This window comes from Mucilaginibacter pallidiroseus (assembly GCF_007846085.1).
Lineage (GTDB): Bacteria > Bacteroidota > Bacteroidia > Sphingobacteriales > Sphingobacteriaceae > Mucilaginibacter > Mucilaginibacter pallidiroseus.
On the sequence record NZ_VOEJ01000003.1, the window covers coordinates 246,020 to 266,675 of the forward strand.

Below are 20,656 nucleotides of genomic sequence, written 5' to 3' on the forward strand. Positions count from 1 at the left end.
AAATTCCTATTATCTCGGACCGATATATGTTAACGTATCCGTAGCGGCTCTATGAGCCGGACCATTACCCCAATAAAACGAGATATAAAATGTTTTAGTGGCTGGATCGTAACGGTTATCATAAGATTCTAAATTTTTTAGAGCTGGGTTACTGCTTGCGCTCATAGTTACCTTATTAGTAGTAGGGTTTACAGTAATTGTAGTTCCGTCTATACCGGCAATACCACCACCATTAGCCCAAAGCTGAGTAAAGGATACTGAGTTTGGCCCTAATGTAATCAGCTCTCTATTGGCAATACCTTTTACAGTATAACCCATTAAGCCACCAGTATCACCTTGTCTAACAACGTATCCTTTTAAGGCATAAACTCCATCATATTGATTTTTCGCGCCAACACTATACAATACAGTTCCATAATTTGAGCTTACGGCGCCTGCGCTTGTAGAAGTAATTTTTAATGGAAGGATGTAAGCTTGCTGCAAATCGAATAGATTAGTTTTCAGCTTTACCACAATATCTGCCTTACGTTGCCCTGCTTTGATTACTACACTTGAAGGCATAGTGTACACGGTTGAAGGTAGAACTACGGAAGTTTGTGGCGAATGAGCAGCATTATAAGCCTTAAGCGCATCTAAATCCAAACCTAAGTTTACAGTAACGTCAGACGTAGGTAAACTACTTCCCGAGTATGAAACCTGTACAAGCATTTCAGTCTCGGTGGTAGATATATTGTAAGACCTTGAGTAACGTGTAAACCCTGCGGTAACATCAGCAGGCTGATCACCGGTAGTAGATGTAGACCAGCCAACCACTGCTGGCGAACCGCTTGGATCAATATTCGCGGTCTTATCTTTCAAGCAAGATGCTAAACTCAACATGAGTACAGACATCAATGATAAACCTAATACTTTTTTCATTTTCTTATTAATTTAATAATTAGTTAGCGTCCCAGAATATTCTAGACGTGAATGGATTGATACCAGCTGGCGCATTGCCTGGATTATATGTGTACTCAGATGTTGGGTAAAGCACACGTACCGGCAACCTATCCGTGCGGGTAGACTGTGATAAGCTTGACGCAAAAGTTGTTGTGGCGGCTGTTCCACTTACTGCTGGATATCCAGTTCTGCGGAATTCGCTCCAAGCTTCCTGACCATGAATGAAGTTTAAAGCAATATACTTTTGGGTGATGATTGCTTCAAGACGTTGCGCATCTGTGGTTGCCAAATTATAATCTGCAAGATAGATACCTGCATTAGCAGCTTTATAAGCAGTTACGTCAGCAGCTGGGTCAGCACTACCAACTGAACCATTTATGTCTTTTTCAAGATACCTGAACGAGGCTGTAACACCTGCATCAAAGTTAGCTACTGCTGTTCCTGATAATGCAAAACCTTTAAGTGCAGCTTCAGCAAGAAGGAATTTTGCTTCAGCCAGTAGTAAAATTGGCTGCCTCATGGTACGACCTTTCAATATACCTAAAGCATTAGGAGCAGACGCATAGTCGGTGCCGCCAATATACCATGCAGGAGTTCCGCTCAACGCTACCGGTGGGTTATTCTCGTTACCTAACTGGTTTGCCGGAACGTTAATGCCACTTGCATAGGTCAAGGCTGCACGTTTGGTATCTGTTAAGTGACCACCGTTATAAAACGTAAGTACGTATCTTGAAGGAATAAATTGACGTCCAAAACCAGATTGAGAACCTGCACTGTTTGAGTGGTAAGTTTCCCACATTTGGTTTTGCTTACCAGATGTAACAATGTAGCCCGGGCTAATTGTAGCATCCTCGGCTAAGAAACCATCTGCAGTATTAAAGCTTCCCAAATTAGTATTAACAAAAGATGTTAACGATGAGTTTGAAGCACGTAAAAGGATACGCAATTTCAAAGTGTTAGCAAATTGTTTCCATTTACCCATATCTCCGCCGAACATAATATCTGGAGACGTAACAGATGATTGCGTACCTGCATTAGCACCATTTATATCTGCTATGGCTTGATTAAGTTGAGCTACCAAATCCTGATAGATCGCAGCTGCGTCGTCATATTTAGGTGTAAGAGACTCTGCACCTTTAATTGCATCGGTGTATGGCACATTTCCGTACTCATCAACAAGCATCTGGTAATCAAATGCTCTCATGATACGGGCAATCGCATTGAAATACACCTGATTTGGATTACCGGCAGTAGAGGTAAGGATGTACTGGTAATCTCTTAAGTTCCCAAAAACAGATGTCCACAAGCCAGTCTGCTCGTTAGTAGTGTAGTTGTAAGTAAAGATGGTACCCCAACCGCCATAGCCGCCGGCGTTAACCATATAACCTACAGTTTGTGCACCGTAGTTGTGGTAGGTAACAACCGTACGGGCTGTAACTTCCATAGCGTTTGGTAAAACGTATGTGGGCGTTGATGTTGTAGCCTGGTTTGGATTGTTATTTATATCCAAATACTTCTTGCACGATGATAGGCCAAGCAAGCTGGCACTTAATATTATTGCGCTTATATATTTTTTCATTGTCGTTTTGTTAGAAAGTTACTGAAACTGAAGCACCGTAGTATCTTGTTGGAGGAGTTTGACCTAAACCAGTGATACCAATGGCGTTATTATCAGAGTTGTTGAAATCAGGATCTGTATATCTGTTGGTTTTTGGCACCCATAAGAACAGGTTACGACCTTGTAAGCTCACAGTGGCTGTTTTAACAACTTTTAAGTTAGCCAAAAGTGATTTTGGAAGGGTGTAAGCCAAAGATACCTCTCTCCATTTCCAGTAGTTACCAGAGTACAGGTAGTTAGTTGTAATGTTACGGTTAAAGTTACCGCTTGGCCAGAAACCGGCACCACCATCAGCAGTTAACACAGTTGTGTTAGCAACATAAGTGTTAGTTGCAGGATCTAAGTAAGATGAATTAGGGAATACAAAGCGCTCACGACCGTAGAATGTTGAACCCAATGATGAACCAGAGAAATCAAGTGAACCACCCAGTTCCTGAGCAAGTTGTGAGTAAGAACCACGGTATTCAAACAATGTTGTGAAACGCAGGCCTTTGTATCTTACTTCTAAATCTAAGCCTAAACGGTGTTTAGGTTGTGAATAACCAATAACGGTAGTTTGAGAATTTGCAGATGGATAACCAGTAACCGGGTCAACAATAACACGGCCTTGATCGTCACGGTTGTAATCAGTACCAAGCAAAGCAGGGAAAGGCTGGCCTTCTACTGCATAAGCGTTACCGTTACCTATAAGTAACCTTGGTAAGTTAGCATTGATAGAGTTTACAATGTTTTTAAGGTAAGTGTAGTTACCACCAACTGTTACAGAGAAACCATTTGCCGAACGGTACGGCGTAATGTGTAACGCACTTTCAATACCGCTGTTTGTAACCTCACCTGTGTTGATCAGGTATTGAGTAAAGCCCGTAGCGTTACTGATAGTTGTATTTACAGTTTGGTCTGTTGTGCTTGAGTGGTAATAAGTAACACTACCATCAACGCGATTGTTTAATAAAGTGAAATCGGCACCAAACTCGTAAGCTTTTGTAATCTCAGGTCTTAAGTTCGGAGATACAATGCTCGAGCTTTGTGAGTAACCGCCCAATGAGCCGTAAGGGAAACCAGATGTAGGTGAGAAAATTGGCAACAAAGCGTAAGCACCAAACTGGTTACCGCTTGAAGCCTCTAAGTTAACGTTACCTACTTTTGAAACGCCAGCACGTAATTTCAATACGTCGATTACTTTGCTGTCTTTAAAGAAGTCAAAAGCGTCAGACGCTACGAAAGATACGTCAGCTGCAGGATAGAAGAATGAACGATTTTCTGGAGATAGTTGAGAAACCCAGTCATTACGGCCAGTAAGGTGTAAGAACAAATAGTTTTTGTAACCAATTGTTGCATCACCATAAATAGCTTGTTGCCTTGCAAGGAAGTTTGACTCACCTGCGCCAGCTTCACCAATACGGTTACTTACATTGTATAAGCCTGGTACAAAAATACCGTTTGCGCTCACTCCAATTGTTTTGTAAGTATTCTGGCGAACTGAAGCAGCTAAGATACCTTTGAATGTGAAATCGTTAACTGATTTGTTCAACCTGATCTGGAACTCAGAGTTTAACTGAACGTTAGATAGTGAACCATCAGACACACCACCTGCGATGTTTGATTTAGACGTGTAAACCGACAATGCATATGGAGTGAAAGTAAATTGACCTGTGTAAGATTTGTTAAACTGGCTTCTGTTAGACACACCTAAACGGTAAGTGAAACCTAACCAGCTCAATGGATCGTAGTTTAAGTCAAAGTTACCTGTTACGTAGCTGTTACGGTTCCTGTTACGGTTGTTAGCAGCAGTAAAGTACGGGTTAGCATAATAACCATTGTAGTAACCGTTAGGGTTGGCATAAATGTTATTTGTGTAATCCTTGTAGCTAAGCAATGGGATTTGAGCGGGGGTTTGTAGTAACTGATCGTAGATAGTTGCTGTAGCAGTACTTGTGTTCAAATCATTTTGAACATAGTTTACAGAATATAAAGCTTTCAGCTTGTTACCAAAGTCACGAGTACCGTTTAAACGGAATGAATAACGTTTGTAGTTATCACCAATAGTAGTACCGTTTGTGTTTAAGTACTGACCGCTCAGGAAGAATGTTGATTTATCATCACCAGATGTAAGGGAGATATCTTCCTGGTTAGTAACACCAGTTTCCCAGAAATCGTATTTATCACGGTTAGCAGCATATTTTACAGTTTGAACTGATCCATCCTGGAACGGCAAACCGATTTGACGCATTGAGCCATCAAACGCAGGACCAAATTGCTGGTTTTCGATAGGATCGTAAACCTGGATGTTTGAAGTTGAACCTGAACCGAATTCATTTTGCAATTTAGGGTAAAAGCTAACCTGCTCAAAAGTAGTTAGGTGTGAAAATTTGATTTCGGTTACACCTGCTTTACCTTTTTTGGTTGTAATTACCAACGCACCGTTAGATGCATCCTGACCGTAAAGGGCCGCAGCAGCTGCACCATTCAGTACGTTTACATCTTCGATATCCTCAGGGTTTAAGTTACCTAATACCGCGCTTGGAGTAATCACGTTGTCCAATACCAAAAGGGCTTGGTTGTTACCTGTTAATGAACGGTTACCACGTAATACCAAACGGTAGTTAGGGTTAACACCGCTACTTACAGCGTTAATTTGCAAACCTGCAACTTTACCGGTTAAGCCGGCTGCTACAGTTGGCGCTTTACCTTGGGTTAATTGAGCAGCAGTAACACGGGTTGCCTGGAAACCCAACTCACGGGTTTTTCTTTGAATACCACCCGCCGCAGTTACCATTACCTCGCCCAATTGCTTGGCATCAGTTGCAAGAGCAACGTTTGCCACGTTATTGGCACCTACAGCAACGTTTTGAGAAGCGAAGCCAATGAAGCCAAAGCGAAGAGTTACAGAACCGGCTGGAACTTTTAGGGAATAAGAACCGGCCGAGTTAGTCACAGTACCGGTCTGTGATCCAACAACGGTTACAGACACTCCAGGAAGCGGCAAGCCGTCATCCTTTGAAGTAACTGTACCTGTAACCGTACGATTTTGTGCATAAACCTGTGTTACGAATAACATCAGGAAACACAAACTTACTAGTAGAAGTTTTTTCATGTTTGTTAATAATAAGATCAGTTAATAGTTAATTAATCATAAAAGTAGTGTTACGATATCAATAAATCAAATAATTTCAAAAAAAAACAGGCCTTTTGTTAAAAATCGTTAAAACTTGTTAACACACTAAAAATATTTAGTACTATGTATTGCATAATACATTCCTAAACATATATCTTTGCATTATGATTGTTGAAAACACCCAAACCCAAATGAGGAAAGGCATACTGGAGTATTGCATCCTTTCCATAATAGCAAAGGGCGAGATATATGCTTCGGATATTATTGCCGAGTTGAAGCAAGCCCGCCTGCTTGTTGTTGAGGGTACGCTATACCCTTTACTAACTCGATTAAAAAACAATGGCCTGCTGGCCTACAACTGGGTAGAATCTACCTCGGGCCCGCCACGAAAATACTATGTCCTTTCCGACGAAGGCCGTAAAGTACTTGAGCAACTTGATGTTACCTGGCAGGAGCTGGCATTTGCGGTACAAACATCAATAGGCGACAGAAAAAACTAAACCTCTCAAATTAAGATCAACCATATCATGAATAAAACTATCATTATAAATATAAACGGCATTGTTTTCCATATAGAGGAAAATGCATACGAGATATTAAAAGGCTACATGAGTGAAGTGCAACGCCACTTCATGAACTCGGCCGACAGCCTTGAAATAACTACCGACATCGAAAACCGGATTGCCGAAATGTTTAACGAGATATTGTTAAAAGAAGGTAAGCAGGTAATTATTGAGCAGGATGTTAAGAACGTTGTAGAGCAAATGGGCTCTGTGAAAGATTTTGAAGCAGCCGAAAATGACGAAGCCCCTGGCGCACAATCGGCATTTCAAGCATATAATACGGGCGCTCGCCGCTTGTTTCGTGATCCGGATGATCACCTTGTAGCAGGTGTATGTTCAGGCATTGCCAACTATTTTGATTTTAATTCGGTTTGGGTGCGTTTACTTTTCGTTTTTCTGATTCCTTTTGGCGGCTTTGGGTTCTTGGTATACGTTATACTTTGGATTGTGGTGCCAAAAGCCATAACCCGGGCCGACCGTATGGCGATGAAAGGTCAAAAGCTTGACCTGCAAGGCTTCAAAATAAATTTTGAAGAGGAAATGAGCACCATGCGCAACAACCTATCAAACCTAAGCACAGAAGCGCGCCCATTTATTTATAAAACCCGTGATTTTGCCGGCGACTTTTTCGGCCATTTCGGTACATTTTTAGGAGGCACGGGTAAATTAATCGGAAAGCTTATAGCCATCTGCATTTTAGTGGCTTGTTTAGGTAGTATTATTGCCTTAGTTGCCGGGGTAGTTTTGGCATTGGTTTATAATGAAAACATGGGCATTTATCACCTGTTCCCTTTTAATATAACCAGTAACGAGGTCAATAAGATATTCTTCGTATCGGCTATACTCCTGGCTATAATTCCGCTCCTGGCTATCATATTGTTAATATTAAGATGGGTATTCAACACGCGCTCGGTATCTCGCACCATAGGTTCAACATTATTATTAACCTGGGTTGCTGCCTTATGCGTAGTTATTTACTACTCGGCTAAAATATCATCCGAATTTAGAACAAAGGCCGGCTTTAGCCAAACAATAAATATCCAACCGGCAGCCGATAGCACCTATTACTTAAGATTAAATGATATAAAATTCCTGACCGGAGAAGACAGCACGCGTTTAAAAATACGCGAGCGATTTAACGGGCGCATAATCTTGGACGATGACGACGATAACAACATGGACATGCCCGATAAAAATATTGATATCTATATAGAGAAAAGCGACGTTGCGCAGCCTGTGTTGGTGGAATCTTTCAGTGCGCGGGGCCGTAATTATGAGGATGCATTGTTCAATGCCCGCGGCACTAGCTACCAGTTTAAGCAGGAAGGCAATATTCTTAAGTTTAACCGCCGTCTTGAAAAACAGGACGACAGATACTGGAGATCACAAAGCCTCAAGCTCACATTAAAAATACCGCTTAACTATAAAGTAGTTATTGATGGTGGAGTGGATCGTTTTGTGCGCGATGTTGATGTTTGGCAATGCAAGGATGTAAACAAAAAAGATGATGCATCGCAGGTGAAATTTATAATGACAGACAATGGATTGCAGTGTAAAGTGGATACCCTTGTACTTCCATTAGTTGAGCCAAAGCCAGATACTACCGCGCTGACGACTGAAGAAAACTAAACACATGCTTAAGTGCAGGTCTGTTGCAAGGCAGGCCTGCACCATTTCAAGCACTATCATATCACCAGGCAAAACCTTTACCGATATATATTTTGCCTCACCGCCGTTTTACCCACGTTTACCGAATAAACAGGCCATATTGTGTTTGTATTGTAACCTTTAGGTGCATTTCGTCATCTTATATACAAACACATTAACAATAATAACCGGGCAAAGCCGGGACTAATAAAACGACGCTCATGATTACACCAGCCCCCAATTCTACAAACAGCTAACGGAGGGTAATTCTCTCCCGGCTATCTAAATCCAATTTCTTAGCGGCTTTAAAAAACGAGGCATACGCTTCGGTAGCTTTTTATTGCCTAAACTTTAGCAACATGAAAACACTAATACAAACATTCTGCATAACCACCCTAAGCTTATTCGGCAGCTTACTTTCAGTGGCACAATCGCCAGGCAAATCAGCTGTTAGCGGCAGCCTACAAAACGAAACAGGCAAACCTATGGACTATGCAACCGTAACGCTATTACGCGCAAAAGATTCATCGGTAGTGAAAGGCACCCTGACAAATGATGCAGGTAAATACATTTTTGATAACATAATCTATGGTCGGTACATTGTTAAGGCAACTAACCTTGGCTACCAAAAAGCCGCAAGTGCCGAGTTTGATGTTAACGCATCAACCGTAACGGCTCCAGTAATAAAAATGCAGCCTGCCAGCAAAACGCTGCAAACAGTGACGATTACTGCCTCACGCCCCCTTATTGAGCGCAAGCTTGACCGTACTGTAATGAATGTAGAGAATAGCGTTTTAGCTGCCGGCAACTCTGCACTTGAAATATTGGAACGCGCCCCTGGTGTAACCATCGATAAAGACGACAACATCAGCCTCAAAGGCAAGCAAGGCGTTACTGTGATGATAAACGATAAGCTAACCTACATGAGTGCTGCACAATTAGCCACCATGTTACGCAGTACCGATGGCTCAACCATTCAGTCTATCGAGATCATTACCAACCCATCTGCCAAATATGATGCATCTGGAAACTCGGGCATCATCAATATTAAACTTAAAAAGAACAAACAAGTAGGTACTAATGGCAGCCTTACAGCTGGCGCGGCTTACGGAAAAAACTTCCGTGATAATACAACCCTTAACATTAACCATAAACAAGGTGACCTGAACCTTTTTGGAACTTTTAGCCGTGGTGATATTAACCGCGATAATGTGATAGACATTGACAGATCTGTTGATAGCGCTGCTAAACGCACCTATTTCCGCCAGAATACACGCATGCACAACAGCGTTCATTACAACAACTATCGTTTTGGCGCCGATTACGCAACCTCGAAAAACAACACGTTAGGTTTTGTATTAAGTGGCGATTATACCAACGAGTATAACGATAATAAAAGCATTACTTACCTGGGCCTTACCCCGGCAGCGAACGACTCGTACCAGAACACGCTGACTGATATGAAACAAACCTATCGTAATTTTGCAGCTAACTTAAATGATAAATGGGTTATTGACACCCTTGGGCAGGAGTTAAGCTTTGATATCGACTATTCGAAATTCAATAATAACTCATTTGCGAACTATGATACTTATTTCTTCAGGCCGGATGGTTCTACAATGATGCAGCCCTTGTTTTTGCGCAACCAAACACCAGCACAAATAACCATCAATACCCAAAAATTTGATTATACCCTACCACTAAATAAAACCATCAAGCTGGAAGCCGGTGCTAAGTTCAGCTTTGTAAAAACCGACAATAACCTGCAGGCGCAAATAAACAACGGCGCAGGTTTTGTAAATGATAGTACACGCACCAATCGCTTTATATATGATGAAAACGTTTACGCGGGATATTTAAACCTGAGCAAAACATATGCAAAAACATCTATACAGGCTGGTTTAAGGGCAGAGGGAACACGATCTACCGGTAACTTAATTACCGAAAACCAAATGGTAAAACGCAGCTATTTAAACTTGTTCCCAAGTATATTTATTAACCACACACTTAGCGATAAACATGAAATTGGCGTTAGCTATAGCCGCAGAATTGACAGGCCACGTTACGATAACTTAAACCCGTTTCGTTATTACCTGGATCAATACACTTATGAGCAGGGAAATCCGTTCCTGAAACCGCAATACACAAATGCATTTGAAATTAACTATACTTATAATAAAACTATAAACGTATCATTAGGATATAGCCGCACAACAGATGTTACTGCCGAAGTATTACTGACAGATACACTATCAAAAGCTACGTATCAAACCGTAGTGAACCTGCAAACGCAAAACTCATACACCATCAACATCAATTCGCCGTATACTATTGCCAAATGGTGGACAGGTAACATCAACGTGAACGGGTTTTACCAAGGCTTTAAAGCCGATTCACTTTTGGGTGGAACGCTTAATAACGGGCAGGCAGCATTTAACGTTCGTGCTACGCAAACCTTCCTGTTCCTGAAAGGCTTTAAGGCCGAGGTATCCGGTAACTATCAGTCGCCGCTTACTTACAGCATTTTCAAAATTCATTCACAATACTCAGTTGATGCCGGTGTAAGCCGTTCTTTCATGGATAAAAAGTTTAATGTGAAGTTTGCCGTTACCGATGTGTTTAATACCCGCCGCAACAACTTGGGCACTAACTTCAGAAGCGTACAATTGAACATCAGGCAGAAAAACGAAACCCAACTGGCTCGTTTAACGTTTACTTATAACTTTGGTAACACCAAGATAAAAATGCGCCAGCACCGTACCGGCGCCGAAGATGAAAAAGGAAGGGTTAAGGGCGGAAACTAAGCGTCAAGCCCCCCCGGCCCCCTGAAGGGGAAGTTAAATAACAAGAAGGCCTGTATGATTAATCATACAGGCCTTCTATATAAAAGACTTTTTGTCATTCTGAGCGACAGCGAAGAATCTATGGCGAACTGTGCAAGTCGGCGATAAGATATTTCACTCCATTCGGCATGATAAGAGGTTATGCCATTTAGCTTTCGCAAGCACATTTGCCTGTCTCCTAATCCCCCTTCCGGGGGCCGGGGGGCTTTATTGCCCAACCATAAACACCGCATTGCTAAACAGCAGTTTACCATTCTCCCAAAAGCTGCGAAATAGCGGATCATCAACCATATAAACAACTTCGCCACGGCCAACAGACTGTACACCGAGCAGCATACCGTTAACAATTTTTTGCTTGGATGTTGCACCTGCAAATCCGGCAACGTAGCTGTCCTTTTTTACCGTGCCCACGTTCCAATCATCTTCGCCAAGCAATTCATAAATATCGTCGCTGGTTTTGAGAGAGAAATAATAGTTAGGCATACCAAAAGCCAGCGGATGCGTATTATCCAAATTGAGTTTGAATATTGCACCGGGAATATAGGAACTGATGGCGTCCCTATCCCGCTGAGCATAAACGCGATTTGCACTTTTCAACTTATCATCCTTTTTGTCTTCCTTCTTTTTTAAAAAGCCCTCTTTGGCTGATAATTGTGCAACGGCATTTTCCATAGCAATTAAGCGGCCGCCATCCTTAATCCAGCTTTGCACCTTATCGGGTAATATATCCTGGTACCGACCGTCAGGCATTACCATCACATCAAAATCACTCAGGCTGGTTCGGGCAATATCCTGTTGGCGTATCAGCGTAATCGGGTAGTTTATTTGCTGCTCAAACAGATGCCATACTTCGCCCATTGCTTCAGCGCTTACCCCCTCGCCGGCTAAAAGCGCTACGCGCGGTTTTGTTATCAATTTAACCACATCGCTACCTAAATCATTTCCTTTATCGACAAAGCCGGTTGCAAGTGGCGTGAGCTCATGACGCAACGCGTCAGCTGTTTGTGTAACTATGTTATCAAAATCGGGCGCGTTATTGCCGGTACGGGCTATAATTAGCGAGCCTGCCGTAAATTTTTTGCCACCGGTTTCAAACGGCCTTTCAGTATAGCGCACCTTAATACCTTTCTTAAGCAAGGCAGCTAAAAATCGCACATCGGCAACAGACTGCCACGCTGATACATAAGCATAAGCGCGACTATTGGTTAACGCAGCTGGGGCGCTTACCGCCAGCGAATTGCTCAAAGGCTTAAGTGACTCTTTTAAGCCGTACGCCTTTAAACCATAAGCGTAGGGCAAGGCCCATGCAGTAATATCATACGTAACCGAGTCTGGTATAAAGGTACGCGGCTCAAGCAGCACATGCAGCAATACCGATTTAGGCTGATAAGCATTAATCACCATATCATTTGGTCCGGTTGCATATTGCTCGGTCTTCCCGGTGAAGTAGTTATAACCGGTTACCGTTTTTGCACCAATGCCAAACCCGTAGTTAATGCCATTGCGTGTTAGCATTTTAGCCAGCTGCTGCATCTTTTCGTTATTATCATTACGGATGATATAGGTTTTATAGTCGCCCGGCGGGGTCGCTTTGCTACTGCTATAAAACTTTTTAAATTCATTTTGCAGCCTGGCGGCATTTTGTGCAGCAGTTTCTATAGTACTTATAGCCGTTGAATGGTGATGGGCAATACGGTCGGCAAGGGTAAGCGTGTCGCCGCTTCGTGTTACTACGGCAAGGCCCGCCCCTATACCACCTTGCTCATACGTCATGCCAATTGAGCCATTGTACAATGGGTAGGTATCGCCGTATGATGGGTAAAGCAGGTCGAACTCCTGGCGCGTAAAATACATCCAGCCATTTCTGTCAAAATCTTTCGCATTATTTTTGCCAATGGTAACCTGAAAATCGCGCTGCCACTGGGTAATATCTTTATGGTAAGGCTCGGCTGCCGGGGCAAAGTAATATGGCGCATTGATACCCTGTTCGTGAAAATCCACATGTATCTGCGGTAACCAGCTGTTAAACAGGCTTACGCGTGCCTGCGTTTCCTTTTGCGTTTGCCATGCCCAATCGCGGTTAAGGTCAAAGTAATAATGGTTAACCCTGCCGCCCGGCCAGGGCTCGGCATGTTCACGGGCAGATGGGTAGGCATCTGGCACCAGGCCTTTAACAGAATTATAAAAGTTAACATAGCGGTCGCGCCCGTCGGGGTTGAGGCATGGGTCTATAACTACTAACTGGTTTTGCAGCCAACCCTGCACTTTACTTTTCGCCGGGTTTACCAGGTCATACAATACCCACATTGCCGTTTCGCTTGAAGCGGGCTCGTTACCATGCACGTTAAAACTAAGCCAGGTTATTTCCGGCGCGTCTGCCATTTGGGCGCCGACTTCAATTCCTGCCAGGCGCAGGTTGTTATGGCGGATCTCCTCTATTCGGTTAATGTTTTCTGCTGAGGCAACAAATACGGCAAGCAAGGGCCGCCCCTCGTTGGTGGTGCCAAACTGCTGGAGCTTTATATTTTTTGCGTTAGCGGCTACGTATTTGAAATACTCAACAATACGATGATGCGGCGTAAACTGCTGCCCAAGTTTATAACCCAAAAACGCCTCGGGTGATTGTATGCTTTGCGCAGATACCGACCCGGCAAGCAGAATCGCAAAAAATAAAGTATAAAACCTTCTTAACATGCTTGATGTGTAAAAAGCTAATCTAAAATATTTTTTCCAGTTGTTTATGCGCTGCCGACGGCTTAACAAAAATCTGCACCTTTGCATGGTTACATGAATTCACTACAAGCGCTTCAAAAATATTTCGGTTACAGCCAGTTCAGGCATTCGCAAGAGGATATAATCAACTGCGTTTTGAATAAGCAGGATGTTATGGTGCTCATGCCAACTGGCGGCGGCAAGTCTCTTTGTTACCAGTTACCTGCTGTGCTGTTAAATGGGCTTACTATAGTTATATCACCGTTGATAGCTTTGATGAAGGACCAGGTAGACAGCCTTAATCTTAGCGGTATTCCCGCTGCCTTTTTAAATTCGAGCCAATCGACAGATGAGCAGCGCGACATTGCCATAAAGTTAAGCAACAATCAATTGCGCTTACTTTATGTGGCACCCGAGCGCCTTTTTGGGAAAGATGAGCGGTTAATGGCATTCCTTAAAACGCTTAAAGTGGTGCAGATTGCTATTGACGAAGCGCACTGCATCTCGCAATGGGGGCATGACTTTCGCCCCGAGTACCTGATGTTGGCCGGCCTTAAACGGGAGTTTCCGGGCGTACCGGTAATTGCCCTTACCGCAACTGCCGATAAGCTTACGCAAAAAGACATCCTCGAAAAACTGAATTTAACCAGACCGGAGGTTTTTGTATCCTCCTTCAACAGGGCAAATATTACTTACCGGGTGCAACCCAAGCAAAACAGTTTTAAACAACTGCTGCGGTTTTTAAGCGAGCGTAAAGAAGATTCGGGCATTATTTACTGCCTGTCGCGCAAGTCAACCGAGAGCCTTGCCCGCGATTTACGGGACGAAGGTTATGCCGCAGCAGCATATCACGCAGGCCTCAACAACGATGTAAAGGCCAAAAACCAGGAGGCTTTTTTGCGCGATGAGATTAAAATTGTAGTAGCCACCATTGCCTTTGGTATGGGTATCAATAAATCAAACGTGCGCTACGTGGTACATGCCGATCTGCCTAAAAACATCGAAGGGTATTACCAGGAAACCGGTCGTGCAGGCAGGGATGGCTTACCGTCCGACGCTTTACTTTTATTTTCGCAGGGCGATGCCATGAAATTGCGCGAATTTGCCAAGGTTGAAAACAACGCCCAGCAAAGCGCCATTATGCTAAAAAAGCTGGACGATATGGTGGAGTACGGGCAAATGCACCGGTGCCGCCGCGAGTATTTAATGAATTATTTCGACGAGCATTTCCCTGACAATTGCGGCTCATGTGATTTTTGCCTCAGCGAGTTTGAAAAATTTGATGGTACGCTCATCGCTCAAAAAGCATTATCGGCAGTTGTGCGGTTGAAAGAACGTTTCGGCATCAATTACGTTATCGACCTGTTAATGGGCAGCAAAAGCATAAAACTTTGGGCCGAGCACAAGTTGTTAAAAACCTATGGCATTGGTGCCGATGTGCCACGGGCCGACTGGCAGCGCTATATACGGGAGCTGATTGCCCGAGGTTATTTAAGACTAAGTGATGATGGATATTCGGCATTGCAGTTAACGGATAAGAGCGAAGCCGTTTTAAAAGGAATGGAAAAAGTTGAGCTGATTACTTCGCAACACATCGAAGAGAAAGACAATGATGAACTTACTTTTGATAACGAGCTGCTAACCTTGCTGCGCAAACACCGGCAGGAAATTGCAGTTGGCGAAAACCTGCCTGCATATATCGTATTATCTGACGCCACATTGTTGGAAATAGCAACTTACCTGCCGCAAAAGATGGATGAGTTAAGGTTAATATCTGGCTTCGGCGATATCAAGCTTGCACGTTATGGCCGTGATTTCCTAAGTGTTGTTAATACATATAGTACCGCAAAAGGGCTCTCATCCAAAATGGACCAGAAAACCAAGAGCCGCACACGTAAAGCAAACGCCAAATCGAAACCAAAGCGGACATCAGATACTTATAACGATACCCTCATGTTATTTAAGGCTGGCAATAGCATAGCGCAAATAGCCGCTGCCCGTAAATTGTCGCCCACAACGATAGAAGGCCACTTGAGCAACTTTGTGCAGACCGGTGAATTGGATGTAAAACAGCTTGTATCACTAGATAAAATGCCGGCAATTCAGCGTGCAATTGAAAAACATGGCAGCATAAAACTGGCGCCCATAAAAGAGGCACTGGGTGATGGTTATACTTATAGTGAAATTAAAGCCGTTATTGCGTGGATAACTTATCAGCAACAAATTTCAAAAAGCTAAAAGCTTAGCCAAAAGCTATTATATTTAACCCGTTAAGTTTGCATTTACCATGACTACAACAGACCAGTTATACCAAATTTACCTGCAGCACCCGGTTATAAGTACCGATACCCGCAAAATAGCTGACGGAAGTTTATTTTTTGCGCTTAAAGGCGATAAGTTTGATGCTAATACTTTTGCCCAAAAAGCGTTAGAAAGCGGGGCCGCTTATGCAATCATCGACAATGCTGACTACAAAACCAGCGATAAGTTTTTGCTGGTTGATGATGTGTTAACAGCCCTGCAACAGTTGGCCGCTCATCACCGCAGGCAACTTAATATAGCGGTAATTGGGTTAACGGGCACCAATGGCAAAACCACTACTAAAGAATTGATAAATGCTGTGCTATCGCAAAAGTTTAATACGCTGGCGACGCAAGGCAATTTAAATAACCACATAGGTGTGCCGCTTACCATCCTCACCATTAACAACACGCACCAAATGGCAGTTATTGAAATGGGTGCAAATCATCAAAAGGAAATTGCTTTGCTATGCTCAATAGCACAGCCCAGTCATGGCATGATCACCAATGTTGGCAAGGCACACCTTGAAGGTTTCGGCGGTGTTGAAGGTGTGAAAATAGGCAAAGGCGAAATGTATGATTACCTGAAGGAGCATGCCGGCGAGGGGCGCTTTGCGTTTATTAATAGCGATGATGCAACGCTGCTCAAGATGGCTGAAGACAGGGGTCTTGACAATGTTGTTTATTATGGCAAAGGCCATAACACCAATAACCTTGTTTGCGGAAAACTACTTGACAGTTCGCCCCTGTTAAAACTGAAATGGAACAATCGCAACAGCTCATCATATAATGTATCCACGCAGCTAACTGGTTCCTACAATCTAGATAATATACTTGCTGCTATTTGCATCGGCAGTTATTTCGGCCTAACCGCCGACGAGATAGATCAGGGTGTAGAAGGCTATCAGCCTAAAAACAACCGCTCACAAATAACCAAAACGGCAACCAACACGCTAATCTGCGATTTTTATAATGCCAACCCAAGCAGCATGTTTGTAGCTATTGATAACATGGATAAGATGGGGGCTACTAATAAGGTACTCATTTTAGGAGACATGTTTGAAATGGGCGATGAATCGGCAGCCGAACACACAGCCGTTATTAAAAAAGCACTCGAGGCAAACGTAGAAGAGCGGATCTTTATAGGCAAAGAATTTTCGAGCCAGCAAACCGAGGCCCAGAGCTCAGCCTTAACCAATACAACTTTTTACCTGACTGCCGAAGATGCGCTAATCGGCTTAAAAGCAAAGCCAATATCAGGCGCTACGATATTAATAAAAGGTTCGCGCGGAATGGCTCTAGAGCGTTTGGTAGAGTTGTTTTAAACCTAAAAAAAACTTACGCTTCTGCACTTTTGTCATGCCATGGGTACCAACCATGCCGACTACATGGTATAATCAAAGTGGAATGCTTTTTGAAATAGTTGTGATATAAAAATTGATATAACTATGATTAGCATTTTAATGATATCTTATAGTTCTGCCTGGATTTTGATGATCGCTATCGCTATCATAAGCTTTTTTGTGCAGATGCGTTTTAGAAGCAAGTTTAAAGAATATTCTGAAATGCCTTTATTATCGGGTATGTCTGGCAAGGACGTGGCCGAGAAAATGTTGCGCGATAACGGCATTTATGATGTGCGCATAATTTCTGTTGATGGCCAGCTTACCGACCATTACAACCCTGCCGATAAAACGGTAAACTTAAGTCCTGATGTTTATAATAGCCGTAGCGTTGCGGCGGCCGCAGTTGCTGCACACGAGTGTGGCCATGCCGTACAGCATGCCAAGGCATACAGCTGGTTAACACTCCGGTCGACACTGGTGCCTGTGGTTAACGTGGCATCGACACTTACACAATGGACTTTGATGATTGGTGTGATGTTATTATTCTTTACACACAACCCATACGTTTTGGCTATCGGTGTTGCTGCACTTGCCCTGGTTACCCTTTTTAGCTTTGTTACTTTACCGGTAGAGTTTGATGCGAGTAACCGTGCATTAGCCTGGCTGAACAACAATTATAGCGTTATGCAAACGCAAGATGAGCATGCACAAGCCAAAGATGCACTTTGGTGGGCAGCTATGACTTACGTTGTTGCAGCCTTGGGATCATTAGCAACATTGCTGTACTATGCATCTATGCTGCTTGGACGAAGAGACTAACAGGCATCTGATAAACAGCTATCATAAAAATAATGCCCGGACTTAACCGGGCATTATTTTTACACGCATATATTAATCTCTTCACCATACCCTTATATTAGCGATGTATGTTACCAGCATACGTTATCGCATGAAAAAAACAGTTACATCGCTGGCACTTGCTCTGGCGATTTTTACCCACTCACAAGCACAAATGACTATTAAGACACTACCTTACCCCCAAACAAAAAAGGGCAATATAACCGACACCTACTTTGGAACTACCGTAGCCGACCCTTACCGCTGGCAGGAAGATGACCGAGCCGACGATACGAAAGCCTGGGTGGTTGAAGAAAATAAAGTAACCCAAAACTATTTGGGCCAAATCCCTTATCGCGAGGATATCCGCAAGCGTCTGGAAACGTTATGGAACTACGAAAAGTACAGCGCCCCGTTTAAGGAGGGCAAATACACTTACTTTTATAAAAACGATGGCTTGCAAAGCCAGTCGGTTTTATGGCGGCAAATAGGTGATGGCGCGCCGGAGATATTTCTTGATCCAAACAAGTTCTCTAAAGATGGCACTACTTCTTTAGCCGGTATTAATTTTTCGAAAGATGGCAGCCTTGCCGCTTACCAGATTTCGGAAGGCGGATCGGACTGGCGCAAAGTAATCGTGCTGAACACCGCGGATAAAACTACTGTTGGCGAAACCATGCTGAACATTAAATTTTCGGGTATTGCATGGTACAAAAACGAGGGCTTTTATTATAGCAGCTACGATAAGCCCAAAGAGGGTAGCGAACTTGCAGGGCTTACTCAGTACCATAAATTATATTATCACAAGTTAGGCACACCACAAGCCAGCGATAAAATGATATTTGGCGGCGAAACCACACCCCGCCGTTACATAGGTGCCGGTTTAACAGAAGATGAGCATTATCTAATTATCAGTGCGGCCGTTTCAACAACAGGGAACGAGTTATACATAAAAGATATGACCCAGCCTGATAGCCCCATTATTAACGTTGTAGACAACTTTGATAACAATAATGACATTGTGGATAATGTGGGCAGCAAGTTATACATCTTAACTAATTTAAATGCTCCAAACTATCGCCTGGTTACGGTAGATGCGGCAAGCCCTAAGTCGGCCAATTGGAAGGACCTGATCCCTGAAACTAAAAATGTTTTAACTATTGCCACCGGTGGCGGTAAGTTGTTTGCCGAGTATCTCAAGGATGCTACTTCACTTGTAAAGCAGTACGATATGAGCGGCAAGTTTGAGCATGACATACAGCTACCGTCGGTAGGTACTGCCGGTGGCTTTGGTGCTAAGAAGAACGAAAAAGAAACCTATTACACTTTTACCTCATACGTTTACCCAAGCACCATATTTAAATATGATATAGCAACAGGTAAATCAACGCTGTATAAAAAATCGGGGGTTAAGTTTGATCCGGCAAATTATGAATCGAAGCAGGTGTTTTACCCATCTAAAGACGGCACAAAGATACCGCTGATTATTACCTATAAAAAAGGCACTGTTCTTAACGGTAAAAATCCAACCATGCTATATGCCTATGGCGGTTTCAGCGTAAGCCTCACCCCTGCTTTCAGCACCTCAAATATTGTGTTGATGGAGCAGGGCGGCATTTATGCCGTAGCTAACCTGCGCGGTGGCGGCGAATATGGCGAAACATGGCACAAGGCAGGCACCAAAATGCAAAAGCAAAACGTGTTTGATGATTTTATTGCTGCTGCGCAGTACCTTATTGATAATAAATACACTTCTAAAGAATACCTGGCCATATCAGGCGGATCTAATGGTGGTTTGCTTGTTGGCGCAACCATTACACAACGGCCGGACCTATGCAAGGTAGCCTTCCCGGCGGTAGGCGTTATGGATATGCTACGTTACAATAAGTTTACCGCAGGCGCTGGCTGGGCATCAGATTATGGCACGGCAGAAGACTCAAAAGAAATGTTTGAGTACCTATATAAATACTCGCCTTATCATGCTATTAAACCGGCCGATTATCCCGCGACGATGGTTACTACAGCCGATCATGACGATCGGGTAGTACCTGCGCACTCTTTTAAGTTTGCATCGCGCTTGCAGGAAATGCAAAAAGGACAGGCCCCTATTTTAATCCGTATTGAAACCAATGCGGGCCATGGTGCGGGTAAATCAACGGCCCAGATTATTAATGAACAAGCCGATAAATGGGCTTTTATGTTTTGGAACATGGGTATTACCAAAATAAAATAATTTGGTTCATACCAACAAAAAGCCGCTGTGTTTATCACACAGCGGCTTTTTAATTTTTTGACTTTTAAATTTTGACTTGTTAATTATACCGGTACGGCGCTACCAGGTAAAACTCCGGTATTTGTACATCGAAAAGCATACCATCCATCAGGCGCTCCATTTGGTATTCGCCTTTCATGCTGCCCATATCTGTTTTTAAATTACAGCCAGACACATACTCGTGCGATGAACCTGGCTCAATAATAGGTTGCTGGCCTACAACACCCTCCCCCTCAACTTCGCGCTTAGCGCCGTTTGAGTCAAATATGTACCAGTGCCTGCTGATGAGGCGTACTGCATAGCTGCCGGTATTCTCGATACTTACGCGGTAGGCAAACATAAAATGATCGTTGCCGGGATTTGAATATTCGGGTTGGTAAACTGTTTCGACTGAAACCCTAACGCCGTCGGTAATTGTTGTGGCCATGATGGTTGTATCTGTCTTTCTGTCAAATATATACGAT

The 20,656-nt window shown here is 43.2% G+C and carries 12 protein-coding genes; 7 read left to right on the forward strand and 5 right to left on the reverse strand.

All coding sequences use genetic code 11. From position 1 onward, the window contains the following. Positions 1-9: 9 nt before the first annotated feature. Genes FPZ43_RS08045 through FPZ43_RS08055 form a run of 3 tightly spaced genes read right to left on the reverse strand, consistent with a single transcriptional unit; the run spans position 10 to position 5,651 of the window. Positions 10-918, reverse strand: coding sequence for a BT_3987 domain-containing protein (locus tag FPZ43_RS08045; protein ID WP_146381353.1), 909 nt, complete (start codon positions 916-918; stop codon positions 10-12). 19 nt (positions 919-937) lie between these two features. After that, complete coding sequence (locus FPZ43_RS08050) at positions 938-2,518, reverse strand: SusD/RagB family nutrient-binding outer membrane lipoprotein (RefSeq protein ID WP_146381354.1); 1,581 nt, start codon at positions 2,516-2,518, stop codon at positions 938-940. Between the two features lie 10 nt (positions 2,519-2,528). Then, the gene (locus tag FPZ43_RS08055) at positions 2,529-5,651 is read right to left on the reverse strand and encodes a SusC/RagA family TonB-linked outer membrane protein (protein ID WP_146381355.1); all 3,123 of its coding nucleotides are present in this window, start codon (positions 5,649-5,651) and stop codon (positions 2,529-2,531) included. Positions 5,652-5,836: 185 nt separating this feature from the next. Here FPZ43_RS08055 and FPZ43_RS08060 point away from each other — a divergent pair, with 185 nt between their 5' ends. The 3 genes from FPZ43_RS08060 (at position 5,837) to FPZ43_RS08070 (ending at position 10,686) form a co-directional block, all read left to right on the forward strand. Further along, positions 5,837-6,172 (forward strand): PadR family transcriptional regulator, encoded by a 336-nt coding sequence (locus tag FPZ43_RS08060; protein ID WP_146381356.1) that lies wholly within the window; start codon positions 5,837-5,839, stop codon positions 6,170-6,172. Between the two features lie 27 nt (positions 6,173-6,199). After that, the gene (locus FPZ43_RS08065) at positions 6,200-7,864 is read left to right on the forward strand and encodes a PspC domain-containing protein (protein ID WP_146381357.1); all 1,665 of its coding nucleotides are present in this window, start codon (positions 6,200-6,202) and stop codon (positions 7,862-7,864) included. Positions 7,865-8,241: 377 nt separating this feature from the next. After that, positions 8,242-10,686 carry an outer membrane beta-barrel family protein gene (locus FPZ43_RS08070; RefSeq protein WP_146381358.1) on the forward strand — a complete coding sequence of 815 codons (2,445 nt, stop codon included), beginning with the start codon at positions 8,242-8,244 and terminating at the stop codon, positions 10,684-10,686. Between the two features lie 246 nt (positions 10,687-10,932). On the opposite strand, the gene FPZ43_RS08075 is transcribed toward FPZ43_RS08070, so the two are convergent. Next, positions 10,933-13,419 (reverse strand): M14 metallopeptidase family protein, encoded by a 2,487-nt coding sequence (locus FPZ43_RS08075; protein ID WP_146381359.1) that lies wholly within the window; start codon positions 13,417-13,419, stop codon positions 10,933-10,935. A 93-nt stretch (positions 13,420-13,512) separates the two neighbouring features. On the opposite strand from FPZ43_RS08075, the gene recQ reads away from it, so the two are divergent. From recQ to FPZ43_RS08095, 4 genes are all read left to right on the forward strand, one after another. After that, a complete protein-coding gene (recQ, locus tag FPZ43_RS08080) occupies positions 13,513-15,675 on the forward strand; it encodes a DNA helicase RecQ (protein WP_146381360.1) in 2,163 nt (720 codons plus the stop codon). 49 nt (positions 15,676-15,724) lie between these two features. Further along, positions 15,725-17,062 carry a UDP-N-acetylmuramoyl-tripeptide--D-alanyl-D-alanine ligase gene (locus FPZ43_RS08085; protein ID WP_146381361.1) on the forward strand — a complete coding sequence of 446 codons (1,338 nt, stop codon included), beginning with the start codon at positions 15,725-15,727 and terminating at the stop codon, positions 17,060-17,062. Between the two features lie 123 nt (positions 17,063-17,185). After that, a complete protein-coding gene (locus FPZ43_RS08090; RefSeq protein ID WP_146381362.1) occupies positions 17,186-17,902 on the forward strand; it encodes a zinc metallopeptidase in 717 nt (238 codons plus the stop codon). A gap of 130 nt (positions 17,903-18,032) precedes the next feature. Further along, positions 18,033-20,153 carry a prolyl oligopeptidase family serine peptidase gene (locus FPZ43_RS08095; protein WP_146381363.1) on the forward strand — a complete coding sequence of 707 codons (2,121 nt, stop codon included), beginning with the start codon at positions 18,033-18,035 and terminating at the stop codon, positions 20,151-20,153. Between the two features lie 79 nt (positions 20,154-20,232). Here the strand turns inward: FPZ43_RS08095 and apaG are convergent, their stop codons facing one another. After that, positions 20,233-20,619, reverse strand: a complete 387-nt coding sequence (gene apaG / locus FPZ43_RS08100) for a Co2+/Mg2+ efflux protein ApaG (RefSeq protein WP_146381364.1) — start codon at positions 20,617-20,619, stop codon at positions 20,233-20,235. Positions 20,620-20,656: the final 37 nt, after the last annotated feature.

Excerpts from the sequence above, each read along its gene's own strand:
- FPZ43_RS08065 (WP_146381357.1), top strand. The coding sequence starts at position 6,200 with ATGAATAAAACTATCATTATAAATATAAACGGCATTGTTTTCCATATA.
- FPZ43_RS08090 (WP_146381362.1), top strand. The coding sequence starts at position 17,186 with ATGATTAGCATTTTAATGATATCTTATAGTTCTGCCTGGATTTTGATG.
- FPZ43_RS08055 (WP_146381355.1), bottom strand. The coding sequence starts at position 5,651 with ATGAAAAAACTTCTACTAGTAAGTTTGTGTTTCCTGATGTTATTCGTA.
- recQ (WP_146381360.1), top strand. The coding sequence starts at position 13,513 with ATGAATTCACTACAAGCGCTTCAAAAATATTTCGGTTACAGCCAGTTC.
- FPZ43_RS08070 (WP_146381358.1), top strand. The coding sequence starts at position 8,242 with ATGAAAACACTAATACAAACATTCTGCATAACCACCCTAAGCTTATTC.
- FPZ43_RS08085 (WP_146381361.1), top strand. The coding sequence starts at position 15,725 with ATGACTACAACAGACCAGTTATACCAAATTTACCTGCAGCACCCGGTT.
- FPZ43_RS08050 (WP_146381354.1), bottom strand. The coding sequence starts at position 2,518 with ATGAAAAAATATATAAGCGCAATAATATTAAGTGCCAGCTTGCTTGGC.
- FPZ43_RS08095 (WP_146381363.1), top strand. The coding sequence starts at position 18,033 with ATGAAAAAAACAGTTACATCGCTGGCACTTGCTCTGGCGATTTTTACC.
- apaG (WP_146381364.1), bottom strand. The coding sequence starts at position 20,619 with ATGGCCACAACAATTACCGACGGCGTTAGGGTTTCAGTCGAAACAGTT.
- FPZ43_RS08045 (WP_146381353.1), bottom strand. The coding sequence starts at position 918 with ATGAAAAAAGTATTAGGTTTATCATTGATGTCTGTACTCATGTTGAGT.
- FPZ43_RS08075 (WP_146381359.1), bottom strand. The coding sequence starts at position 13,419 with ATGTTAAGAAGGTTTTATACTTTATTTTTTGCGATTCTGCTTGCCGGG.
- FPZ43_RS08060 (WP_146381356.1), top strand. The coding sequence starts at position 5,837 with ATGATTGTTGAAAACACCCAAACCCAAATGAGGAAAGGCATACTGGAG.